Genomic DNA, 19467 nt, shown 5'->3' on the forward strand with positions numbered 1-19467 from the left:
AATGTAATATCTTGAAAAAATTTTTATTTAACAAAATGATGTGAGGACCATCGAAGGCTACATGAAGTGAAAAAATGGAACACAAGTTAACTTTTAAAAAAGACCACTTCCATAATGGAGTGGCCTAAGTAATTGAATTAATTTCCATTTTTTAAAGAGTCTACATCAAGAAAAATTAAAAATTTCTTTGCTTATATCATTTCACTTTTTGAAATTGAACGGAAGCGTGGGTGTTCAGCAAGAATTGACTCCCTCATTTGTAATACGACGGGATTTTTCGAGTAAAAAAACTGATCTTTTGAATCGTAAAGTTCAATTAACTCTCCTTTTTCTAGAACACCCAATCGATCTGAGATTGTAAAAGCTGCCTTGATATCATGGGTAATAAATAAATAAGATAATCCAAAATCTTCTTTTAGTTCTTTTAACAATTCTAAGATTAAGCTTTGTGTAACCATATCCAAGCTACTAACTGATTCATCCAGTACGATTAACTTTGGCTTAAGAGCGATTGCTCTGGCAATATTAATCCTTTGTAATTGACCACCGCTAAATTGATGTGGGTATTTTTTCATATCCCTTTCACTTAGGCCAACTCTTTCCATTAACTCTCCAACTCTTCTCTTTTGCTCTCCTACGGTCAGCTTTTCATAGTTCTCTAACGGCTCGCTTATTATTCGTTCAGCTGTCATTCGGGGATTAACTGAGGAATAGGAATCTTGAAAAACAACTTGAAGATCTCGACGTAGTTTTTGACGAGTAAGCTTATCCATTTTATAAATATCATGCCCTTGAAACAACACCTGACCTTGCTCTGGACGTTGCATGCCAAGTATTACTTTTCCTAACGTACTTTTCCCCGCACCACTTGTACCAAGTAATCCTAAACATGATCCTTCTTCAATAGAAAAGGAAATATCAACAAGCGCTTTTTTTGATGTTTCTTTCCATTTAAAAAACCTGTTAGAATGATAGCTATGATTTATTTGCTTTACATCTAATAAGCTCATTGTTATCCCTCCTTGAATTCGTAATCACACCATATAGGTATAAGGATGCTTTTGTAAGTATAAGGTTGGCCTTGTTCTTAACAGCTTTTTTGTATATTCATGCTGTGGGTTATCAAATAATTCAATCACATTGGCACTCTCTACTATTCTTCCATGTTTCATTACAATTACATCATCTGCCATTTCAGAAATAACTCCAAGGTCATGAGAAATGAGTAAAATAGATGTTCCATATTCAGATCGAATTTTATCTAATAGCCGAAGGACGATTAATTGGTTATGAGGATCGAGTGCTGTAGTTGGCTCATCAGCAATAATAAGGGAAGGATGTAAGCACGCAGCCATAGCAATCACCACCCTTTGGAGCATCCCGCCACTCAATTGGAAAGGATAACTTTTTAATAATCTATCAGGGTCAGGCAAATTGACTCGCTTCATCACATCAATAACAAGCTCCTTAGCCTGCTTTTTCTTTAATGAGGTGTGAGTTTGAATCGTTTCAACAAACTGTTGGCCAATTGGAAAAACAGGGGTAAAAGCATTCATCGGATTTTGCATAATAAAGGCAATATCCTTCCCTCGTATTTTTTGCATTTCTTTATTACCTAATCCATTCAATTCCTTACCCTGTAGTGTAATACTTCCTTCGATATTCATATTTTTTCTATCGTGCAACTGTAAAATTGACATGCTAGTCACGGTTTTTCCACTACCACTTTCCCCAACAAGACCAAGAATATGTCCTCTTTTCATTTTGAAATTTATATCTTGAACAAGTGTTACTACACCATCCGCGGTTCTTACTTTTACATGTAAGTCTTTTACATGTAGAATATCTGAATTATTTATCTCCATTATTCAACAATCCTTTTTACTGACGACGTTTAATTCCAAATTGTTCTGATAGTGCTTCTCCTAATAAGTTAAAGGTAACAACCACTAACAAGATCATTAAGCCCGGATAAATCATTAAGGTAGGATTCGTTCTTATATATGACTTCCCTTCATGAATCATTGCCCCCCACTCCGGTGTAGGTGGTTGCACACCTAACCCCAAAAATGACATAGAAGATAAATCCATAATAGCCCATCCCATTTCCAATGTTCCCATTACAGCTATCGGTGGAAGTACATTTGGAATAATATGTTTCTTCATAATCGTCCATTGAGAAGAACCACTTATTTTGGCTGCAGCAATATAATTTTGTTCTTTAAGGCTTAAGACAATTCCTCGAATTACCCTTGCATAATAGACCCATTGGACGAGAATTAATGCTAATACCACTTGTTTAAGACCCGCTCCCCAAATACCGACTAACCCAAGTACTAGCAAAAGACTTGGAAATGCCATCACACCATCGCCCAACCTCATCAATAACTGGTCCACCCAACCACCTTTGAACCCAGCGATAATCCCGACGACTAAACCGATACTTAATGAGGAAATAAATATCAATGTAGCAAACCCAAGCGAAATCCGAGCTCCATATAAAATACGGGATAACGTACATCGTCCTAAGTGATCTGTTCCTAAAGGGTAATTCAAAGAAGGCGGCTGAAGTTTATGAGCTAAATTAACAGCGATGGGATCATTAGGTGCAAGCCAGGGAGCAAAGAGTGTGATAAGAAATAACACAAGCATGATAAGAGAACATATAACAATCGTTTTTTTACTTTTTAAATTATCCCGTAATTTCGCAATCATTAGTGTTGCCTTCCTTTTCTCGAAATACGTGGGTCAATATACATTTGGATAATATCTACAACCAAATTACTTATTAAGAATAACCCAGCTGCCAATAGCACATAGCATTGAATAACAGGAACATCACGATTAAATGTAGCCTCAATGAAATAACGGCCAAATCCCGGCCAGGAAAAGACTGCCTCTACAATAATTGCTCCAGTCATTAGTTTACCTATATTCATTCCAAGTCCTGTAATCATAGGGGAAATGGCCATTCTTAATACATGCTTTCCCATAATGACTCTTTCATGAATTCCTCTCGTCCGTGCAAAAAGTACATATGGTTCTTGTAAGTTTTCAAGAACACTTGCACGTAATAGCCGGGTATATAAAGCAATTAAAGGTAATGCCAGCGTGATGGAAGGTAAAATCACATGTTTCCATGTTCCGATTCCTTCAACTGGAAAAAGGTCAAGTTTTACAGAAAAGAAAAAAATCAATAAATATCCAAGCCAAAAGGAAGGGATAGAGGCCCCTAAAAATGAGAGGAATCGACTGAAATGGTCGATTCCACTGTTCTTTTTTATACCCGCTAAAAATCCAAGAGGAACACTAACTAAAATCGCAATGATGATGCTGACTATTGTTAATTGAATGGTTGCTGGTATTCGAGAAGAAACCTCTTCCCATACGGGTTTATTAGATACAAAAGAGGTTCCAAAATCAAGTTGGCTAATCTTTACAATGGAGTTCATATATTGAACTAAAAGAGGTCGATCTAAGCCAAACTCATGTCTTTTTTGGGCAAGTATCTCTTCTGTTGGTTGGATATGCGCAGCAGTTAAGTATGCCTCAGCGGGATCCACCGGTGATAAGTGAATCATACCAAATGTTAATAAAGTAGCTAAAAGGAATATAGGAATGATTGTTATAATTCTTTTCAGGATATATGTGCCCATAATAAATCTCCTAACGCTTACTTCTCGATACTAATACCTGTGAATGGATGTTCATCTCGATTAGCAGGGAATGTGAAATTAGAAACACTCTTTTGATAGATTGCTACTTGCTTAATATAAGAGATTGGTACGATTGCCCCTTGTTCTTGTAGTGAACCCAATATTTCTGTGTAAAGGTTTTGACGCTCATTTTCATCGATGGTTTGTTGAACTTCAGCTATTTGGTTAAGTAACTCCTCTTTATTCGGATAAGCTGAAATAGATTCCCTAAATCCGAACCCTTCTGTTGCAACGATATTTACAAAAGTATGTGGATCATATGGAGCGCCATAATTGCTAAAGAAATTCATATCAAACTCATTCGCTTTAAATCTTTCTACTTGAGTGGTGAGCTCTACTCCGGTAATATTTAATTTTACACCTATACCCGCCCACTCGGACTGTAATGTTTCTGCCATTGTTTTTTGAATTGATTCAGCCGAGTTATACATTAATTCAATTTCGAGGGGTTGCCCATTTTTTTCACGAATATCTTTTCCTTTAGGTAACTTCCAGCCTGCTTCATCTAATAATTGTTTCGCTTTTTCACTATCATAATTAACCTTGTTTGCACTGACATTTGAAGTGTAAGGGAAGTTAGTAGGTAAAATATAGTCAGCCTTCTCTTCTATTCCAGATGTCACTCCCTCGACCATTGCTTCTTTATTAAACCCATAATGTAATGCTTGACGAACACGTATATCGGATAGTTGTTCCTTATTCGTATTCATAACTAATTGTCTAGTAGCAATTGGTTCAGAAATACTAGTTTCATAGGAACCTGTAGATTCTAGTTGTTTAAAGGAATCTAAACTGATTACACCCTCACCATATACAAGATCTAACTCGCCTTTTTCAAAAGCAAGTACGCGTGTTTCAGCATCTGGAATGACTTTTACTTTAATCTTCTCTTCGCTTGGTCGTTCACCCCAATAATTTTCATTACGTTTAAAAATAGCATATTCATCTACTTTATATTCATCCAATACCCATGGTCCTGTACCGACCGGTGTTGTTATTCCCTTAGATGTGTCTCCATCTTCAGGGAAACCTGCTTCTCCTAGAAATCGAACTGGCCGAACAACAGCTAACTCCTGAATAGTAGGATAATAAGGTTCTGTTAATGTTAATTTAAATGTATACTCATCTACTACCTCTGTTTGAGCAACCTTCGGTATAAATCCTAACCAACTGTGTAAATCTATATTATTTAAAATAGCATCAAAGTTCTTTTTCACAACCTCAGCATTAAAAACTGTGCCATCAGAGAACTTCACATTTTGACGTAAATTAAAAATATATTCTCTTCCATCTTCAGAAATTTCCCAAGATTCAGCCAGGTGAGGTTTTAACTCACCATCATCCTGATAACTAACTAAAGGTTCATATACCATAGATTGAGCAAATAATTGAGCTGGATTATAAAGATGTGGATTTAAATCACCGATATCTCTAGGCCAAGCAAAAGTAAGCATATCTTCACTTTCATTTGAAGCTTCTCCTGAATTATCTATTGATTCACTTGAACATCCTAGTAAAGATAGGGATAGAATAAGTACTATTACAAAAGTAAATAAAGATTGTTTTTTATTTAATATGTTTGACATTTTACTTGCTCCTTTTATTGATAATGAGAACTATTGTCAATATAAAGTCTAAACAAGTTAATGTCAATATTATTTCAAATTATTCATTAAATTCACCAAACTATATTTCATAACCATAAATCACCATTTACTCTATTCTGTAATTAATCCGTAGGCAGAAATCCTCTTTATTCTGCGAGAGACGAGCATGGAGACCATATAGGCTAAAATAAGGATGCCTACACAGGGCAATAGAATAATTGGAAGATGAATAATAAAATCCAACCGTTTAACACCTGCACTTGATAGTAATAAAGAGAGCATAGGGTTAGTAAAAAAGTAACCAAGCACACCACCAACTGCAACACCCGACATAATAACAGGAAGAAAACTAATCGAGATTTGATTCATTAGTTGAATCGTAGAATAACCAATCGCTTTCATTACCCCAAACTCCTTCTTCCGCTTAATAATCATTGTTTTGATAACCAAATACAGAATCATTACGACGACTAGAACGGTAATAGCTAAAACCATCAGCATCACAGCAAAGACTGCAGCTGTATACATACCTGTTTGACTCTCTATATTTTCATCGATATCCATCATTTCAACAATTGAATCCCCGTTCTGTTCTTGGACAAGTTTAATAAAATCTTTGTTTGCTATGCCATCTAAATATACATAAAGGGACGTACCTTTATAATCTGAATGTAATTGCTGTATTCCTTCCATTGTGACTCCAGCTACCTGCCCCAAATTCCCAATTGATTGACTGAGGCCAGTTACCAAGTACCTACTTGTTTTGTTCCCGTATTCTACTTCAACTGTATCACCAATTCCTTTATTAATTCGATTAGATACAACCCAAGATATCGAAATTTCATTTTCATGCTCAGGTTGCCGCCCTTCAAAGACAATATTATTTTCCAATCGACTATATTGATCTGTAACATTTGTATATACCGTTTGATCATCAATTTTTGTTTCGATTAAGTCGAAGATATTTACCTTTCGAACATGATCCATTTTTTCAATATCCCTTAAGAGGTTTCTTGTATCTGCATCTTGCTTAACGGTGATGAACACATTACCCGGTTCAGATCCGAATAAGTTAATAAATGCAGTATTGTTTGAAGCAATGTTGTAATAAAGAACTGTAGAAAAGACAGCAGCAAAAGTTATCGAAATAATAATGAAAAGAATCATCATATTTTGTTTTATATTTGCTAACATCGATTTCATAGCAAGTAAGAAATGAAGACCTCCTCTTGCTTTCTCCAAAGGAAAATAATTTTTTCTGAAATTATGCGTTTGAATACCTCCACGAAGCGCTATAACTGGTGAAATTTTCCTAACATGAAAGGCAGATAGTAATGTAACGATCACAACACAAAAAACGATAAGGATGATACTGACTAGATTGATGATGATATCAATTCTTTGATTCCATATTAAGCCGGATAAGGATGAAATAATACCTCCGAAGAATGGCATTAGTACATATGACGATATAATCCCTGCCACACTTGCGCAAATAACAATTAAAATAAACTGTAGAATAATGGATGAAAGAATTTGCCTGCTTGTATAACCAACCGCTTTAAGAACACCTATATTTCCCATCCCATCTTCTATGCTATTTGAAACACGGAATCGAATGACGATCAGGGATACAAGCACGATAATGGCTGCAAAAGCTACTAAGATTGTAGCGATGAAGTTAATAGTCAACACACTCACATTTTTTACCAACTCAATATCTAATCCCAAAATATAAGAAGCCGGTTTATCTAATTGAAATTGCTGAACTTCCTTTAAAAAATCATTATTTAACTTCGACGATTGCATTTTATCTTCCATGATAGCAGATAAGCTCAACGCTTCTGATTGATCATCTAGTTCATTCTCTAATTTTTGATATGAGGTTTCCGGTAACATAAATTTCATAACACCTATGTTATTTGTTCCCATCATCGTTGTCTCAAAGAATCCGGAAATTCGATATTCATATTCATGTTCTCGGTACGTGAAGGTGATGTAATCACCTAATTTATACCCCCCATTCGTTTGAAAACTGTACGGAACAAAAATATCATTGGTACTTAATGTATTTACCTTTTCAATCAACTTTAACGACCCAATGTCACGATTATCATCTGCATTATAAAAAATTGCACTACTAGATAATTCACCATTACCAAATTTAAAATTAGCAATGTCCATATAGATAATATCTTCTATTTCCAATTCTGTGACCCCGGGATAGTTTGCTAGAAAGTCACCATATGCCGGCTGGTAACTTTCTTGGTCCATGACAAACGTGACGTGCGAATCATTTAATTGGTCATTTTTATGATCAAAAAATGTATTTAATTGTGTAATAACCATCAGGCCTATATTTAGTAAGAGCGAAGCAATTAATATAAATAAAAATAAAGAAGCCGTCGCAGATTTACTCTTTCTAATATTTGCCAAAGCTAGATTCATCATCTTCACACTACCACCCCATTTCTGCAAGAAAATGCTTAAGCTTTTCATGGCGCTCGAGATGCTCATTCTCACTGTACAGACCGAGATGCAGATCACCGCAAATGACGCCATCTTTCAAATATAAAACTCGATTTCCGCGCAAAGCTGTTTTTATATCATGGGTTACCAAGACAATACTTTGTCCATGACGATTTACATTCGTGAATACATCTAAAACTCTGTCACTAGATGCAGAGTTTAATGCACCGGTTGGTTCATCTGCAAATAATACTTTCGGGTTGTTAATGATTGCTCTAACAACCCCAACCCGTTGGGCTTCTCCCCCGGAAAGCTGAGTTGGAAATTTTGACCATGAACTTTCATTAATTTCTACTTGTTGTAATAATCCTTTCGCCACTTTAACAAGCTCCCGCTTATTTTTATAAATTAAAAGACCACTTGTCAGTACATTATCGAGTACACTCATATTGTCCAGCAAATAAATTTGCTGGAACACAAACCCACAATTCTTTCTTCTGAATATCGCTAATTGGTCATTGTTTAACTTAGAAATATTTTTACCTGCAAAATTGATTTCACCTAATGTTGGTTTATCCATACCACTAATTGCGTAAAGTAGTGTGGTTTTTCCTGATCCGGAACTACCCATTATAATAGTAAAATCCCCTTCTACTAAACTGATATCTAGGTTTTTTAAAACATGCTGCTGAATTCCTCCGCTAGAAAAGGTTTTACACAACTTCTCCGTTCGAATCACTGTTTTTGTCATCGTTTTGTTGACATCTCCCTTTGCATCTTTATTTCTTAGGTCATTAAAAAAAGACTGTAATGAAGCTTACAGTCTTATCATACAAAATGAATTCTTAGTAAATCTTTGTGCAATTCTTAACCAATTCTTAATTATCAAGCAAGCTTGATTTTCAAGACTACAGTAAAACCATCTCTTCGGTTATAACAGCTAATTTGGCCATCCAGATTTTCCATAAAGTACTTTGATATATATAGACCCAATCCTGAACCATTCTTACCATCGACATTTTTCCCTCGATAATATTTATTGAATAATAGAGGTAATTCTTCTTCACTAATTCCTGAACCGTAGTCAATGATATGAAGTTCAAGAAAATCCTGATGAATTTGAGATGTAATTGTAATCTTTGTGCCTGCATATTTATATGAATTACTTATCACATTGTCTATTACCTGCTGCATCCGTAAAGGGTCTGTTAAAATAATACATGCTGGTATTGGATCATAGACAATTCGATCATCATAATTAACATTCTCAATCATATCACCAAGTATTTCGCTTGATACTTCTCTCACTGTTAGTTTTAATTGTTGAAGTTCTTCTAATGTGGCATGAAACATATCAGTAACAAGTAAGTCTATTTGCTCTGCTTTTGAATAGATCGTATTCACTTGCTTCATCACCTTATCATCTTTTGCCTGCATAAGCATTAATTCACTAATTGCTTTGATTGAAGCAACAGGTGTTTTAATATCATGACTTAATGTGGCTACAAGCTCTTTTTTACTACGATTTAATTCATATTCTCTTTGCCTTGCAGCATCAAGTTCTTCACGCAGTAAATCAAAACTTTCCGTGAACGCACCAAAGTAATTGTTCTTCTCCATATTTAAAGGGATATCCAAATTCCCCCTAGCTACACCTGCTGCGAAATGTTGAAGCTGCTGAAATGGTTTTAAAAACGTTTTGTAAATATAGATTATATAAAGAATACTAAAAATCATTAATACACCAATAATCAAACTTATGGATGTAATCAGTTCTTCTTTCATTTCCTCCATGATTTCTTGTTCGTTATTGGAGATAATGATCTTCCCTACAATCTTGTTACTTTTCTTCAAATCTATCATTATGTCTCTATTTTTTATGGAACCATATAGGTCAACAAAATGATTGTCTGGTGTTTGATAAATCAAGTTCCCTGAGTGATCGATAATAGCAAATGGTTGATTTATATCACTGTTATGAAAAGTTTTTTCACTCACTTGCCCCCAGTTTTCCTCAACCTTTTTAACCACATCATTTATGGCTACAACATCTGCTTCAGAAATACGTTTATTCTTAATAACGATAAAGGAGAAAGTAACACTTGCAGTGAATACAATTAAAATGGTCACAATTAATAGCTTTACTCTCATCGACTGCTATCCTCTAAAACATATCCTGTTCCCCATACAGTTTTTATAAATTGCGGCTTATTAGGATTACGTTCAATTTTCTCACGCAAATGTCGAATATGTACATTTAGGGTCCCATCGCCTACAAAAGAATCTCCCCATACATGCTGAAACAATTCTTCTTTTGTGAGAATACGATTTTTATTTTTCGCCAAATAGGACAAAAGCTTATACTCCATCGTTTTCAGTTGAACAACAGCACCATTTACTATGACACGGTGCAGCTTTGTATCAATTCGGATCTGTCCAAACTCTAAAACATCTTGTTGGCTGTTAAAACCACTGCCATATCTTTTGAGTACTGCTTTTACTTTTGCTAGTAAGATACTTAATGTGTAAGGCTTTTGTATATAATCATCTCCGCCTATGTTAAGTGCAATCAATACATCGTCATCACTGGAACGCGCACTGATAAATAAAATAGGAACCTGTGTTGTTTGACGCAATTTTTTACATAAATCAAATCCAGAAGAATTCCCAAGATTAATATCAAGAAGAATCAAAGAAGGTTCATGTTCCTCCAAAAAACGTTCACACTCTTCGGCACTAGTAACAAATGCCGTTTCAACTTCAAACATTGTAAAATATTCACAAGTTGTTTCAGCTAAAGCAATCTCATCATCAACAATCAAACAATCTACTTTCATCGTAAATCCCCTAGAAAAAGATTATCCTTGTTTGGTAAGGATAAGTTAAATTATACATTACATTCGGTTAATGAAGTGTAAATTTTTGGCATGAATGAAGTGTGATTCTGTATTCTAAACTACCTGGTGAGCAGCCTATTACTTGTCATGTAATATGGAGAGTTTTCACATTATGAAACAACCCAATCTTTTTTTAGATTGGGTTGTTTTTATATTTATCTTCTAAATGTCTCAACGTTTTCCATATAGTCCATATAGAGTTCCCCAGTAACAAAATACCAGGTATGATCATAAACAAAATACTCCCATTAGGAGACTGGGCAAAATTTATGAAATAACCCACAAGAGGAATAGTAAATCCATTGTACACCGCTTCAACATTTTCAGCTAAAACAGGGTTTGTATCTGGCGCATTATTATTATCCCCCTTGGTCATATATTGAATACGGCTGTCTGTCTGTGTAACTTCAACGATTCGGTGGGTAACAAGTCTATTCTCTTCTATAAATGTAATAACATCCCCTTTATGAAGGTTTTCCCTTTCATCTTCGTTTACTGACTTCACAGCAATAACTGATCCTGTTTGAATCCCTGGTTCCATTGACCCTGACAGTACTGTTTTTAACTGGTAGCCAAATACCGATGGTTCACCATTAGTAAGTTTTGTGGAAAGCACGAGTCCTGCTACACTCACTAGTAAAAGCACTAATATACTCGTAACAATACGATTCACCCATTTTAAAAAATCCAACTCAATCTCCCTCCTATTCGTTAGTATGTTCTCCACTTTCTGACTGTATTTCTTGTTCTTCTCCATTTTCCTTAGCTCTCTCAATCTCTTTCTCAGTTTCTTCTTTTTGCTGTTCACTTTCTTCACTTTTCCAAGTACCAATGGTCAAACTTCCGTGTGCTTGCTTTTGATCACTGTAATATGCAACAGTACTTGTTGATAAAAATCCAGCTGACACTAACAGCAAATACCATATGAGCATAATTTTTATAATCACTTTAGTGTGGTAACTCTTCAAAACGATCTCCACCTTGCTTCATTACAAACTTAGTTGCTCTCTTTTAGAGGTCAGAATCCCCATCTCTTTGTACAGCTTCAAAATTCCAATTGAGTAATAATTCATCACCTTGAAAATGATTTTGATCTTCACCGTTATCTATAAATTGAAATTGAACGGCAAACTTCTCTTCTTTACTTCCAACAGGGAATTCTTTCAAAATTTGCTGAGGGTTATCTTTTAATTCAGATAACGTTTTTTCGACCACAACTCTTTCCCTAGTATTTACGTTATATAAATACTTCACTTTTATATGATCACCTAAATCATCCTCTTGATTTGACTTCCCCTTATCAACGACTTCATAAGAAGAATGTAAAATGATTTCTTTAATATTAACTGTTCCATCATTAGTAAGGACAAAATTACCATGCATCGTATCCCCCGGCACTATGTCTCCAACTTGGATAATGGTCTCTTTATTCATTCCAAGCTCTAATAATCCGGTTGTAAACGTATTATTTGCTAATTTTGTATCATTAAAATAAGCAACAGTTCCTCCAGATATGAAAGTTAACCCTAGTGCTGCTGTTGCGAAACTTAATGCTATATCTCTTTTAAGGCTCATTTTACTTCCTCCACACATAAGATTTTCACTTTGTTAATCTCATGATGAATACTAGACTCATAATATTTTAAGATTAGAAAAACTTGGCTTGTCGCCAAGTTTTTCTTATACTATCATCCATAAAATCATATACTCTCTGATAGTATAGAATAGTAGAAGAGAGAGAATGAGCTTCTCTCCCTTTCTACTTAAATAAAAATTTTATCTAGCTTCAAAAGACCAATTGAGACTTAATTTATCCCCTTGAAATTGATTTTGGTCTTCACCGTTATCCACAAATTCAAACTCAACATACATTGTGTCTTGCGTTCCAGCTGGTAATCCACTACCCTCATTTTCAAATCCAATTACGTTTTTCTCAACAGCATCTGGATTCATTTGTTGTAATTCATATAAAGTTGTTGAAAAAATAATATCATTAGGGCCATATTCTTCACTCTTATCACTGTTTTCAAGAAAATTTACTCGAATATGTTTACCAAAATCATCTGTATTGTCACCTTTTGCATCTTCAACCTCATAGCTTGTCGATAAAAGAACTTCAGAGATGTCAAGTGATCCATTGTTTACTAGATCAAAAGCACGAATCATCCAACTCCCTGGACTTAAATCATTCACATCAATAATTACCTCAGGATCTACTGCAAGATCTAACGTACCCGCAGCAAAAGTGTTACTAGCTTCTGCTGTATCACTAAAATAGGCGAACGTACCTCCACCGATTAATCCCATTCCCAAAACTGCTGTTGCTACACCTAAACCTAATTTACTCTTAATACTCAATTTCATTTCCTCCCCATAATCATATTAAGAATTCTAAAGACACGATCAAATCTACCATTTCCATCTAAACTAATTGACATCTGCCTCTAGGTGTACGGTGAGTGAGCTCCCTTCCTTTTGATAACTATTAGTGAACCATTGTTCTTTTTTAAGAATGAATACACTAAATAAAGAACAACACACCCTGCATTATAAAGAAATCTATTTTTACTTGAAAAACCTCAAAAACTGACAATTATTTATTTTATAGACAAGTTTCTCCTGTTTTCTTCTATTTTCTCTGGATACCATAATATATTCCATTTTATGTTAATTTTTAGTAAATAATATTTACATTAAATTTACTTTCAAATAGACTGCTTCTCAAAAGTTGTCGTTTATTCACATAGCATTTACATTTTTAATAAAACATTCATATTCTAAATGGGTTATTTTGTCGTTCCTATACTAAATACTTAGTACTTCTTTCCTCTCTTTTTCCTACTAGAGTACGTAATAATGAATTAACATGCCCTCATTACGACCAAATGACTAATCAAACTTATCCTTTATCTTCCATCACTACATACTTTAGGAACAAGTTCATCGTTTTTTAGGAAATTACATTAAATTAACATACCCTTTATAATTCCCTGTTAACTTTTCTACTAGAGCTAGTTTCATAGATGATTGACATCCTCAAAAAATAGTAGGGAGGAACATGTGGTGAATTTGGGGAAAAACGAACTGAACAGACGTGATTTCTTAAAAGTCGGCGGAATGAGTACTGTCGCATTAACACTAGGAGCAACTGGAGTATTGTCATTAACAGGAGGACCTGAAAGTTTTGCAGCAGCAAGTCATTCAAGAAAAGCAACCAGTGGATTTGAAGGGTTTGGTCCTTTAGTAAAAGATCCTAATGGAATTCTTGATCTCCCAAGAGGGTTTCAATATCGGATCATTTCAAAAACAGGAGATCCAATGCCTAACGGAGACTTGGTACCCGCTATGCTGGATGGAATGGCTGCATATAAGGGTGAGAAAAATACGACGATCCTTGTCCGTAACCATGAGAATGGAACAAACTCTGATTATCCTGTAAACGGAAAAAACCCTTGGAGCAAAGGAGCTGCTGGCGGTACGACAACTCTAATTGTGACACCTGACCGAGAAGTCATTGATGAGTATGTAAGCAACTCCGGAACAATCCGTAACTGTGCTGGTGGAGCTTCTACTTGGGGCACTTGGTTAACGTGTGAAGAAACACGCGATTTAGGCCATGGCTTTGTGTTTGAAGTAAATCCACTAGATCCTGAGAATGAAATGTCCAAAACACCTATTCGTGATATGGGCTATTTCTCACATGAAGCATGCGCTGTGGATCCTTCAACCGGCATTTGGTATTTAACAGAAGATAGCAGCCCAAGCTTCCTGTATCGTTTTACTCCGCATGACCGCAGCCAAACGCTTGGTTCGCTTCAAAAGGGTGGAATTCTTGAAGCAGCAGCGATTGATGAAATTTCAACTTCTTCACCTAGTCAGCTAAACAGCGGACAAAAGTTTGGTATCGTTTGGAAAAAACTAAACCCGGAACGTGCTCAACAGGATGCCAAGGATCTAGGATGTATTCAATTTAGCCGCTTAGAAGGAGCTTATTTTTCTGCAGGAACATTTTGGTTTGATGACACAAGTGCCGGCTCTAAAAAACTTGGTCGTGTGTATCGCTATTTCCCTGCGACAAATACACTTGAGCTTTTCTATGAATCTACTGAACAAAATGAATTAGAAATGCCTGACAATATCACAATCACTCCATGGGGGGACCTTTGGATTGCAGAAGATGGCGGCGGAAATGACCGCATCGTCGGATTAACACCGGAAGGCGCTATTTATACATTTGCAGAAAATATGATGAACGGCTCTGAGTTCGCAGGCCCTACATTCTCACCAGATGGAAAAACGTTCTTCGTAAATATGCAAACACCTGGGATTACCTTTGCGATCTGGGGACCTTTCGCTCGCAGAAATACTGCGCGCCAACGTGCGATGGGACTTGCCGCACCACCAGCATCTTTAGCACCTGCTGTTTCTGACAAGCTTCTCAGTTTTGCTGAAGAACAAGGAATGTCCCGGTTAGAAGCAGCAGCATTAGAGCGTCATGGAATGCCAATTCTTTAATCAGACTGAATTCATCTGGAGGTGAAGGAATGTTATCAAATATCGGAATCCCTGGTCTTATTCTCATTCTCGTCATTGCGTTAATTATTTTCGGTCCATCCAAATTACCTGAAATTGGACGAGCTTTCGGAAGCACATTAAAAGAATTTAAAAAAGCAACCAATGATCTGGTAAACGGAGATAATGATCAAGAACAAAAGAATTCTACTAAAGAAAAAAATAAGTTAGTGGGAATTGAAAAAACAGACAGTAAGACCGGTAGTTAAACAAACTGAACGATGTAGGCATAATTTTAATTCGCCTACATCGTTCACTTGTAAAAGGAGTTTATTTATGGAAGAAACTAAAATGAAATTCATTGACCATTTAGATGAATTACGTAAACGATTAATTATCACAAGTATTTCTTTTGTTCTTTCCTTTATAGTATCTTTTATATTTGTGAAGGATATTTATCACTTTTTAGTTAAAGATCTTGACGGTAAATTAGCTTTACTGGGGCCTGGGGATATCATCTGGATTTACATGATGATTGCTGGAGTAATGGCTATTGCTGCCACGATTCCGATTGCAGCATTCCAACTATGGCAGTTCGTCAAACCTGCCCTTACTAAAGAGGAACAAAAACACTCTTTAGCCTTTATTCCATCCTTATTTTTCCTATTCATTATAGGGATTGCATTTGGTTACCTAATTCTGTTTCCGATTGTTCTCTCATTCTTAACAGGACTCATAGATGATCAATTTGCAACTTTCTTTACAGCCGAAAAATACTTTAAGTTTATGTTTAATCTGACAATACCTTTTGGTTTTTTATTTGAAATGCCTGCGGTTATCATGTTTTTAACAAAATTAGGAATTATTAATCCAAAAAAACTAGTAAAGGCGCGGAAAATCTCCTATTTTTCTCTAATTGTTATTTCGATTTTAATTACCCCTCCTGATTTTATATCAGACGTTCTAGTTATCATTCCTTTACTACTCTTGTACGAACTAAGCGTTACCTTAAGCAAGATTGTTTTTCGCAAAAGACTAGCATCAGAATCGAATGTCTCTCCTAATGATACGGCTTTTAAAGTGTGATCAACCGTCAGCTGGGGGATATTCCCCTCTGATGATTGATTACACCTGATGCATGCAAATAAGAGGCAATATTTCTTTATTCATTTAACATACTGGACAATAGTCCAAACAATAGTTGATATTAAGATTGATTGTCCGATACCAAATAAAATTCCAGTTATAAAACGAATAGAGTTTGAACTTTTCCTCCAGCCCCATCTTTGTGTAAATCCATCAATTAATAGTGGAATTGCCATAATAATTGGAACCCAAAAAGGAAGAACCATATGAATAACTACAACAACCGGAGTGCACATATAGCCAAGCAACATGGCAAAGCATCTAGCACAAAGATGCATAGGTTTCCCCTTAAAATGAAAACACCTCTCAGGCATACGATGGCATGGGATTATGTATAAAATTTCATTCATTGTTTTTCCTCCCATGCTGACAATTAATTTGGGCTACAGTCACAATCAAATCCTTTATCTCCATCACAATCCATTTTTTTCATCAGAGAGAAATCCGGACAATCAATTGCTGCCGAGTTACAGTCTGTACAATCCGAACTACTCTTTTCTTTCTTATGATTTCTTTTTCGATAATACCTAATTAATAAAATCAATAATATAATGGCTAATCCTAATAAAATACTTCCAATCAAATAAGAAGCTTCTATAAGAAGAACAATACCCGCTATAAGCAATATTAGAAATACAGTTAAACCAATGAAAAACATCGTTTCCTCCAACATAGTAAATTCATCCATTCGATGGATTTTTTCAGTAATTGTTTACTTCTATTATAAAATCATTTGAAATATTTAACAGTATTAAATATATATCCAGTTTATAAATTTAAGAAAGATTAAAAGGCAACAACCTAGAATTAAGTTAGTTGCCTTGTTAAAAGTGAGTTAAGTTACACACCTATATGTGCACGTGAGGTTTACTGTTCCCTATGCCATCAGGATTCTTTTGAACCAAAGTTATCAAGCAATTCACGCACTTCCATTGTTGACTTTGTACTCATTAATTGATTTCTTAACTCACTTGCCCCTCTAAACCCTTTGATATAGATCTTAAAAAATCGATGAAGAGCCGTAAACGGACGCAGCTCTAAACCTGAATATTTATCATGAAGATCCATATGCAACCTTAAGAGATCCAGCAATTCCTTACTGCTATGTTCTTTCGGCTCTTTTTCAAAAGCAAATGGATTATGGAAGATTCCACGCCCAATCATAACTCCATCAATTCCATATTGTTGAGCAAGCTTTAAACCAGTTTGGCGATCAGGGATGTCCCCATTGATTGTTAAGAGTGTATCTGGTGCCACCTGGTCACGAAGTTCCTTAATTTCCGGGATTAGCTCCCAATGAGCAGCTACTTTGCTCATTTCATCTCTTGTACGCAGATGAATGGAAAGATTCGCAATGTCTTGTTTCAATATGTGTCTCAGCCAGTCGTGCCATTCGTCAACTTCCGAGAACCCAAGCCTTGTCTTTACACTGACAGGCAATCCTCCTGCTTTTGCTGCTTGTATTAATTCCGCTGCAACTTCGGGACGGCGGATAAGACCACTTCCCTTTCCGTGTTGCGTCACATTAGGTACAGGACAACCCATATTGATATCGATTCCTTTAAACCCAAGTTTCGCCATACCAATACTCATTTGCCTAAAGTATTCAGGCTTGTCTCCCCATATATGGGCAACAATCGGTTGTTCATCTTCTGTAAAAGTCAAACGCCCACGCACGCTTTTGTTTCCCTCCGGATGACAATAGCTCTCTGAATTTGTAAACTCTGTAAAAAATACATCAGGCCTTGCTGCTTCACTCACTACATGACGAAAAACAACATCTGTCACTTCTTCCATTGGTGCTAATATAAAAAAAGGTCGTGGTAATTCACGCCAAAAATTATCGATCATCTTCAAATTCATTTCCTTTCATTATGGGATGCCAAGGCAAGCCCTTTTCCAAAAGTTTAAAAGTAAAATGTCCCTGCTACCATACACTTATACCATGCTTAAGCACTTTTTATCAAACTTTCGAAATGTTTATTTTATATTCACAATTTTTGTACAATACAAAAGATATTTGGGTAAGAATTTCACAGGAAAAAGACCCTGAAATCGTATACTTATGAGAACAAAGTCGAAGTATTAGTTTAGACATCCATGTCCAATTCCAACTTCGCCAAGACTTCCACATAGCTTGAGTGAGTGATGGTCTAAGGAAAATCGGTAGCAGTGTTACCTTCCCTCAAAAGGGTCAATTGGAGAAGGATATATTTATGCCTGTTCATAATCTCCATTCACAAGTTATAGTAATTTGATTATCCTCTAACTTAGCATAAATACTCCCATTCATCTTTTCCATCAAACTTTTAGCAATCGGCAAACCTAACCCAGTACCTTTTCCTGTCCGTGTCTGGTCCGCCTTATAAAAACGGTCAAACATTTGATTTACATCCTGTTCATTAAGTTTATCGACGGTGTTAGAGACCCTAAGTTGAACAGACGCTTCAAATTTTTCAAGCCTGATGGCTACATTACCGGTTGAGTATCTAATAGCATTGACTACTAAGTTTTCCACGACTCTTTTAACAGCTGAGGGATCGATCATCATCATAATGTCCTTGTCTGGAATACGAATTTCCGGTTCTATTTTTCTTCTATTAAATTCCTCATAAAACCCGAATAGTGACCCCACAATCAAATCGTTCAACCTGACTCTCTCTACCTTTAAAGGATAATCTGCTTGTTCAATAATCGACAGCTCAAAAAAATCCTCAAGAAGGATTTTTAACCTTCCTGCACTATTTTTAATCGTTTTTATGTATTCCTTTTTCAGCTCAGGACTTATTTCATCGGACTCCAAAAACTGAATATACCCCAGTATCGATGTCATAGGCGTTCGAATATCATGTGAAATATGAGAGATAGCCTGTTTCAACTCGTTTTCTGTAGAACGCTTAACTGCCTCGGCCTGTTTTGTTAATTCAATCTGGTTATTAATTTCCTTTGCCAACTCCTCAAAATGAGAGTCATTATAGTTAATATCAATTTTCTTGGCTGTTTTATTTACGTTGAAATCATGGAGCTGCCGAGTCGTATTTTTAATTTCTTTTTTCAGCAAACAGAAACGAGTGAGGACATACACGAATGCTATCATGACAATTATGAATAAGTAGAACA

General features: G+C 35.7%; 20 protein-coding genes. 3 read left to right on the forward strand and 17 right to left on the reverse strand.

Translation table 11 applies throughout. From position 1 onward, the window contains the following. Positions 1 to 191: 191 nt before the first annotated feature. From nikE to LC095_RS13700, 13 genes are all read right to left on the reverse strand, one after another. Positions 192 to 1010: a nickel import ATP-binding protein NikE gene (nikE, locus tag LC095_RS13640; RefSeq protein WP_226528665.1), complete on the reverse strand. Its 819-nt coding sequence runs from the start codon at positions 1008 to 1010 to the stop codon at positions 192 to 194. Positions 1011 to 1034: 24 nt separating this feature from the next. After that, positions 1035 to 1865 carry a nickel import ATP-binding protein NikD gene (gene nikD / locus LC095_RS13645; protein WP_226528666.1) on the reverse strand — a complete coding sequence of 277 codons (831 nt, stop codon included), beginning with the start codon at positions 1863 to 1865 and terminating at the stop codon, positions 1035 to 1037. Positions 1866 to 1881: 16 nt separating this feature from the next. Then, positions 1882 to 2715, reverse strand: a complete 834-nt coding sequence (gene nikC / locus LC095_RS13650) for a nickel ABC transporter permease subunit NikC (protein ID WP_226528667.1) — start codon at positions 2713 to 2715, stop codon at positions 1882 to 1884. After that, the gene (gene nikB / locus LC095_RS13655) at positions 2715 to 3656 is read right to left on the reverse strand and encodes a nickel ABC transporter permease subunit NikB (protein ID WP_226528668.1); all 942 of its coding nucleotides are present in this window, start codon (positions 3654 to 3656) and stop codon (positions 2715 to 2717) included. The genes nikC and nikB overlap by 1 nt, the downstream gene beginning before the upstream one ends. A gap of 17 nt (positions 3657 to 3673) precedes the next feature. Further along, complete coding sequence (gene nikA, locus LC095_RS13660) at positions 3674 to 5302, reverse strand: nickel ABC transporter substrate-binding protein (RefSeq protein ID WP_226528669.1); 1629 nt, start codon at positions 5300 to 5302, stop codon at positions 3674 to 3676. Between the two features lie 132 nt (positions 5303 to 5434). After that, on the reverse strand, positions 5435 to 7774 hold the full coding sequence (locus tag LC095_RS13665; protein WP_226528670.1) for an ABC transporter permease: 2340 nt from the start codon (positions 7772 to 7774) through the stop codon (positions 5435 to 5437). Between the two features lie 7 nt (positions 7775 to 7781). Then, positions 7782 to 8543, reverse strand: a complete 762-nt coding sequence (locus LC095_RS13670) for an ABC transporter ATP-binding protein (RefSeq protein WP_226528671.1) — start codon at positions 8541 to 8543, stop codon at positions 7782 to 7784. A 134-nt stretch (positions 8544 to 8677) separates the two neighbouring features. After that, positions 8678 to 9943: a sensor histidine kinase gene (locus tag LC095_RS13675; RefSeq protein WP_226528672.1), complete on the reverse strand. Its 1266-nt coding sequence runs from the start codon at positions 9941 to 9943 to the stop codon at positions 8678 to 8680. Next, complete coding sequence (locus LC095_RS13680) at positions 9940 to 10629, reverse strand: response regulator transcription factor (RefSeq protein WP_226528673.1); 690 nt, start codon at positions 10627 to 10629, stop codon at positions 9940 to 9942. The genes LC095_RS13675 and LC095_RS13680 overlap by 4 nt, the downstream gene beginning before the upstream one ends. 193 nt (positions 10630 to 10822) lie before the next feature. Beyond that, positions 10823 to 11380 (reverse strand): signal peptidase I SipW, encoded by a 558-nt coding sequence (gene sipW / locus LC095_RS13685; protein WP_264196036.1) that lies wholly within the window; start codon positions 11378 to 11380, stop codon positions 10823 to 10825. 13 nt (positions 11381 to 11393) lie between these two features. Continuing rightward, the gene (locus LC095_RS13690; protein WP_226528674.1) at positions 11394 to 11636 is read right to left on the reverse strand and encodes a SipW-dependent-type signal peptide-containing protein; all 243 of its coding nucleotides are present in this window, start codon (positions 11634 to 11636) and stop codon (positions 11394 to 11396) included. Between the two features lie 64 nt (positions 11637 to 11700). Then, a complete protein-coding gene (locus tag LC095_RS13695; RefSeq protein WP_226528675.1) occupies positions 11701 to 12264 on the reverse strand; it encodes a TasA family protein in 564 nt (187 codons plus the stop codon). A 201-nt stretch (positions 12265 to 12465) separates the two neighbouring features. Then, positions 12466 to 13047 (reverse strand): CalY family protein, encoded by a 582-nt coding sequence (locus LC095_RS13700; protein WP_226528676.1) that lies wholly within the window; start codon positions 13045 to 13047, stop codon positions 12466 to 12468. 705 nt (positions 13048 to 13752) lie between these two features. Between LC095_RS13700 and LC095_RS13705 the strand changes: the two genes are divergently transcribed. The 3 genes from LC095_RS13705 to tatC all read left to right on the forward strand — a co-directional run bounded on the left by LC095_RS13705 (position 13753) and on the right by tatC (position 16287). Next, a complete protein-coding gene (locus LC095_RS13705; RefSeq protein WP_226528677.1) occupies positions 13753 to 15204 on the forward strand; it encodes an alkaline phosphatase PhoX in 1452 nt (483 codons plus the stop codon). Positions 15205 to 15233: 29 nt separating this feature from the next. Then, positions 15234 to 15470, forward strand: a complete 237-nt coding sequence (locus LC095_RS13710; RefSeq protein ID WP_026562244.1) for a twin-arginine translocase TatA/TatE family subunit — start codon at positions 15234 to 15236, stop codon at positions 15468 to 15470. A gap of 67 nt (positions 15471 to 15537) precedes the next feature. Continuing rightward, complete coding sequence (tatC, locus tag LC095_RS13715) at positions 15538 to 16287, forward strand: twin-arginine translocase subunit TatC (RefSeq protein ID WP_226528678.1); 750 nt, start codon at positions 15538 to 15540, stop codon at positions 16285 to 16287. 80 nt (positions 16288 to 16367) lie between these two features. On the opposite strand, the gene LC095_RS13720 is transcribed toward tatC, so the two are convergent. The 4 genes from LC095_RS13720 to LC095_RS13735 form a co-directional block, all read right to left on the reverse strand. Continuing rightward, complete coding sequence (locus LC095_RS13720; RefSeq protein WP_226528679.1) at positions 16368 to 16697, reverse strand: DUF2085 domain-containing protein; 330 nt, start codon at positions 16695 to 16697, stop codon at positions 16368 to 16370. Positions 16698 to 16720: 23 nt separating this feature from the next. Next, positions 16721 to 17035 carry a hypothetical protein gene (locus LC095_RS13725; protein ID WP_226528680.1) on the reverse strand — a complete coding sequence of 105 codons (315 nt, stop codon included), beginning with the start codon at positions 17033 to 17035 and terminating at the stop codon, positions 16721 to 16723. Positions 17036 to 17232: 197 nt separating this feature from the next. Further along, complete coding sequence (locus LC095_RS13730; protein WP_226528715.1) at positions 17233 to 18198, reverse strand: tRNA dihydrouridine synthase; 966 nt, start codon at positions 18196 to 18198, stop codon at positions 17233 to 17235. Between the two features lie 373 nt (positions 18199 to 18571). After that, the gene (locus LC095_RS13735; RefSeq protein WP_226528681.1) at positions 18572 to 19444 is read right to left on the reverse strand and encodes a sensor histidine kinase; all 873 of its coding nucleotides are present in this window, start codon (positions 19442 to 19444) and stop codon (positions 18572 to 18574) included. Between the last annotated feature and the right edge of the window lie 23 nt (positions 19445 to 19467).

The sequence above is a fragment of the Metabacillus niabensis genome, from assembly GCF_020524345.1.
GTDB lineage: Bacteria > Bacillota > Bacilli > Bacillales > Bacillaceae > Metabacillus > Metabacillus niabensis_B.

Excerpts from the sequence above, each read along its gene's own strand:
- LC095_RS13675 (WP_226528672.1), bottom strand. The coding sequence starts at position 9,943 with ATGAGAGTAAAGCTATTAATTGTGACCATTTTAATTGTATTCACTGCA.
- tatC (WP_226528678.1), top strand. The coding sequence starts at position 15,538 with ATGGAAGAAACTAAAATGAAATTCATTGACCATTTAGATGAATTACGT.
- LC095_RS13725 (WP_226528680.1), bottom strand. The coding sequence starts at position 17,035 with ATGGATGAATTTACTATGTTGGAGGAAACGATGTTTTTCATTGGTTTA.
- LC095_RS13710 (WP_026562244.1), top strand. The coding sequence starts at position 15,234 with ATGTTATCAAATATCGGAATCCCTGGTCTTATTCTCATTCTCGTCATT.
- nikC (WP_226528667.1), bottom strand. The coding sequence starts at position 2,715 with ATGATTGCGAAATTACGGGATAATTTAAAAAGTAAAAAAACGATTGTT.
- nikE (WP_226528665.1), bottom strand. The coding sequence starts at position 1,010 with ATGAGCTTATTAGATGTAAAGCAAATAAATCATAGCTATCATTCTAAC.
- nikB (WP_226528668.1), bottom strand. The coding sequence starts at position 3,656 with ATGGGCACATATATCCTGAAAAGAATTATAACAATCATTCCTATATTC.
- LC095_RS13720 (WP_226528679.1), bottom strand. The coding sequence starts at position 16,697 with ATGAATGAAATTTTATACATAATCCCATGCCATCGTATGCCTGAGAGG.
- nikD (WP_226528666.1), bottom strand. The coding sequence starts at position 1,865 with ATGGAGATAAATAATTCAGATATTCTACATGTAAAAGACTTACATGTA.
- LC095_RS13670 (WP_226528671.1), bottom strand. The coding sequence starts at position 8,543 with ATGACAAAAACAGTGATTCGAACGGAGAAGTTGTGTAAAACCTTTTCT.
- LC095_RS13735 (WP_226528681.1), bottom strand. The coding sequence starts at position 19,444 with ATGATAGCATTCGTGTATGTCCTCACTCGTTTCTGTTTGCTGAAAAAA.
- LC095_RS13665 (WP_226528670.1), bottom strand. The coding sequence starts at position 7,774 with ATGATGAATCTAGCTTTGGCAAATATTAGAAAGAGTAAATCTGCGACG.
- nikA (WP_226528669.1), bottom strand. The coding sequence starts at position 5,302 with ATGTCAAACATATTAAATAAAAAACAATCTTTATTTACTTTTGTAATA.
- LC095_RS13695 (WP_226528675.1), bottom strand. The coding sequence starts at position 12,264 with ATGAGCCTTAAAAGAGATATAGCATTAAGTTTCGCAACAGCAGCACTA.
- LC095_RS13730 (WP_226528715.1), bottom strand. The coding sequence starts at position 18,198 with ATGATCGATAATTTTTGGCGTGAATTACCACGACCTTTTTTTATATTA.
- LC095_RS13680 (WP_226528673.1), bottom strand. The coding sequence starts at position 10,629 with ATGAAAGTAGATTGTTTGATTGTTGATGATGAGATTGCTTTAGCTGAA.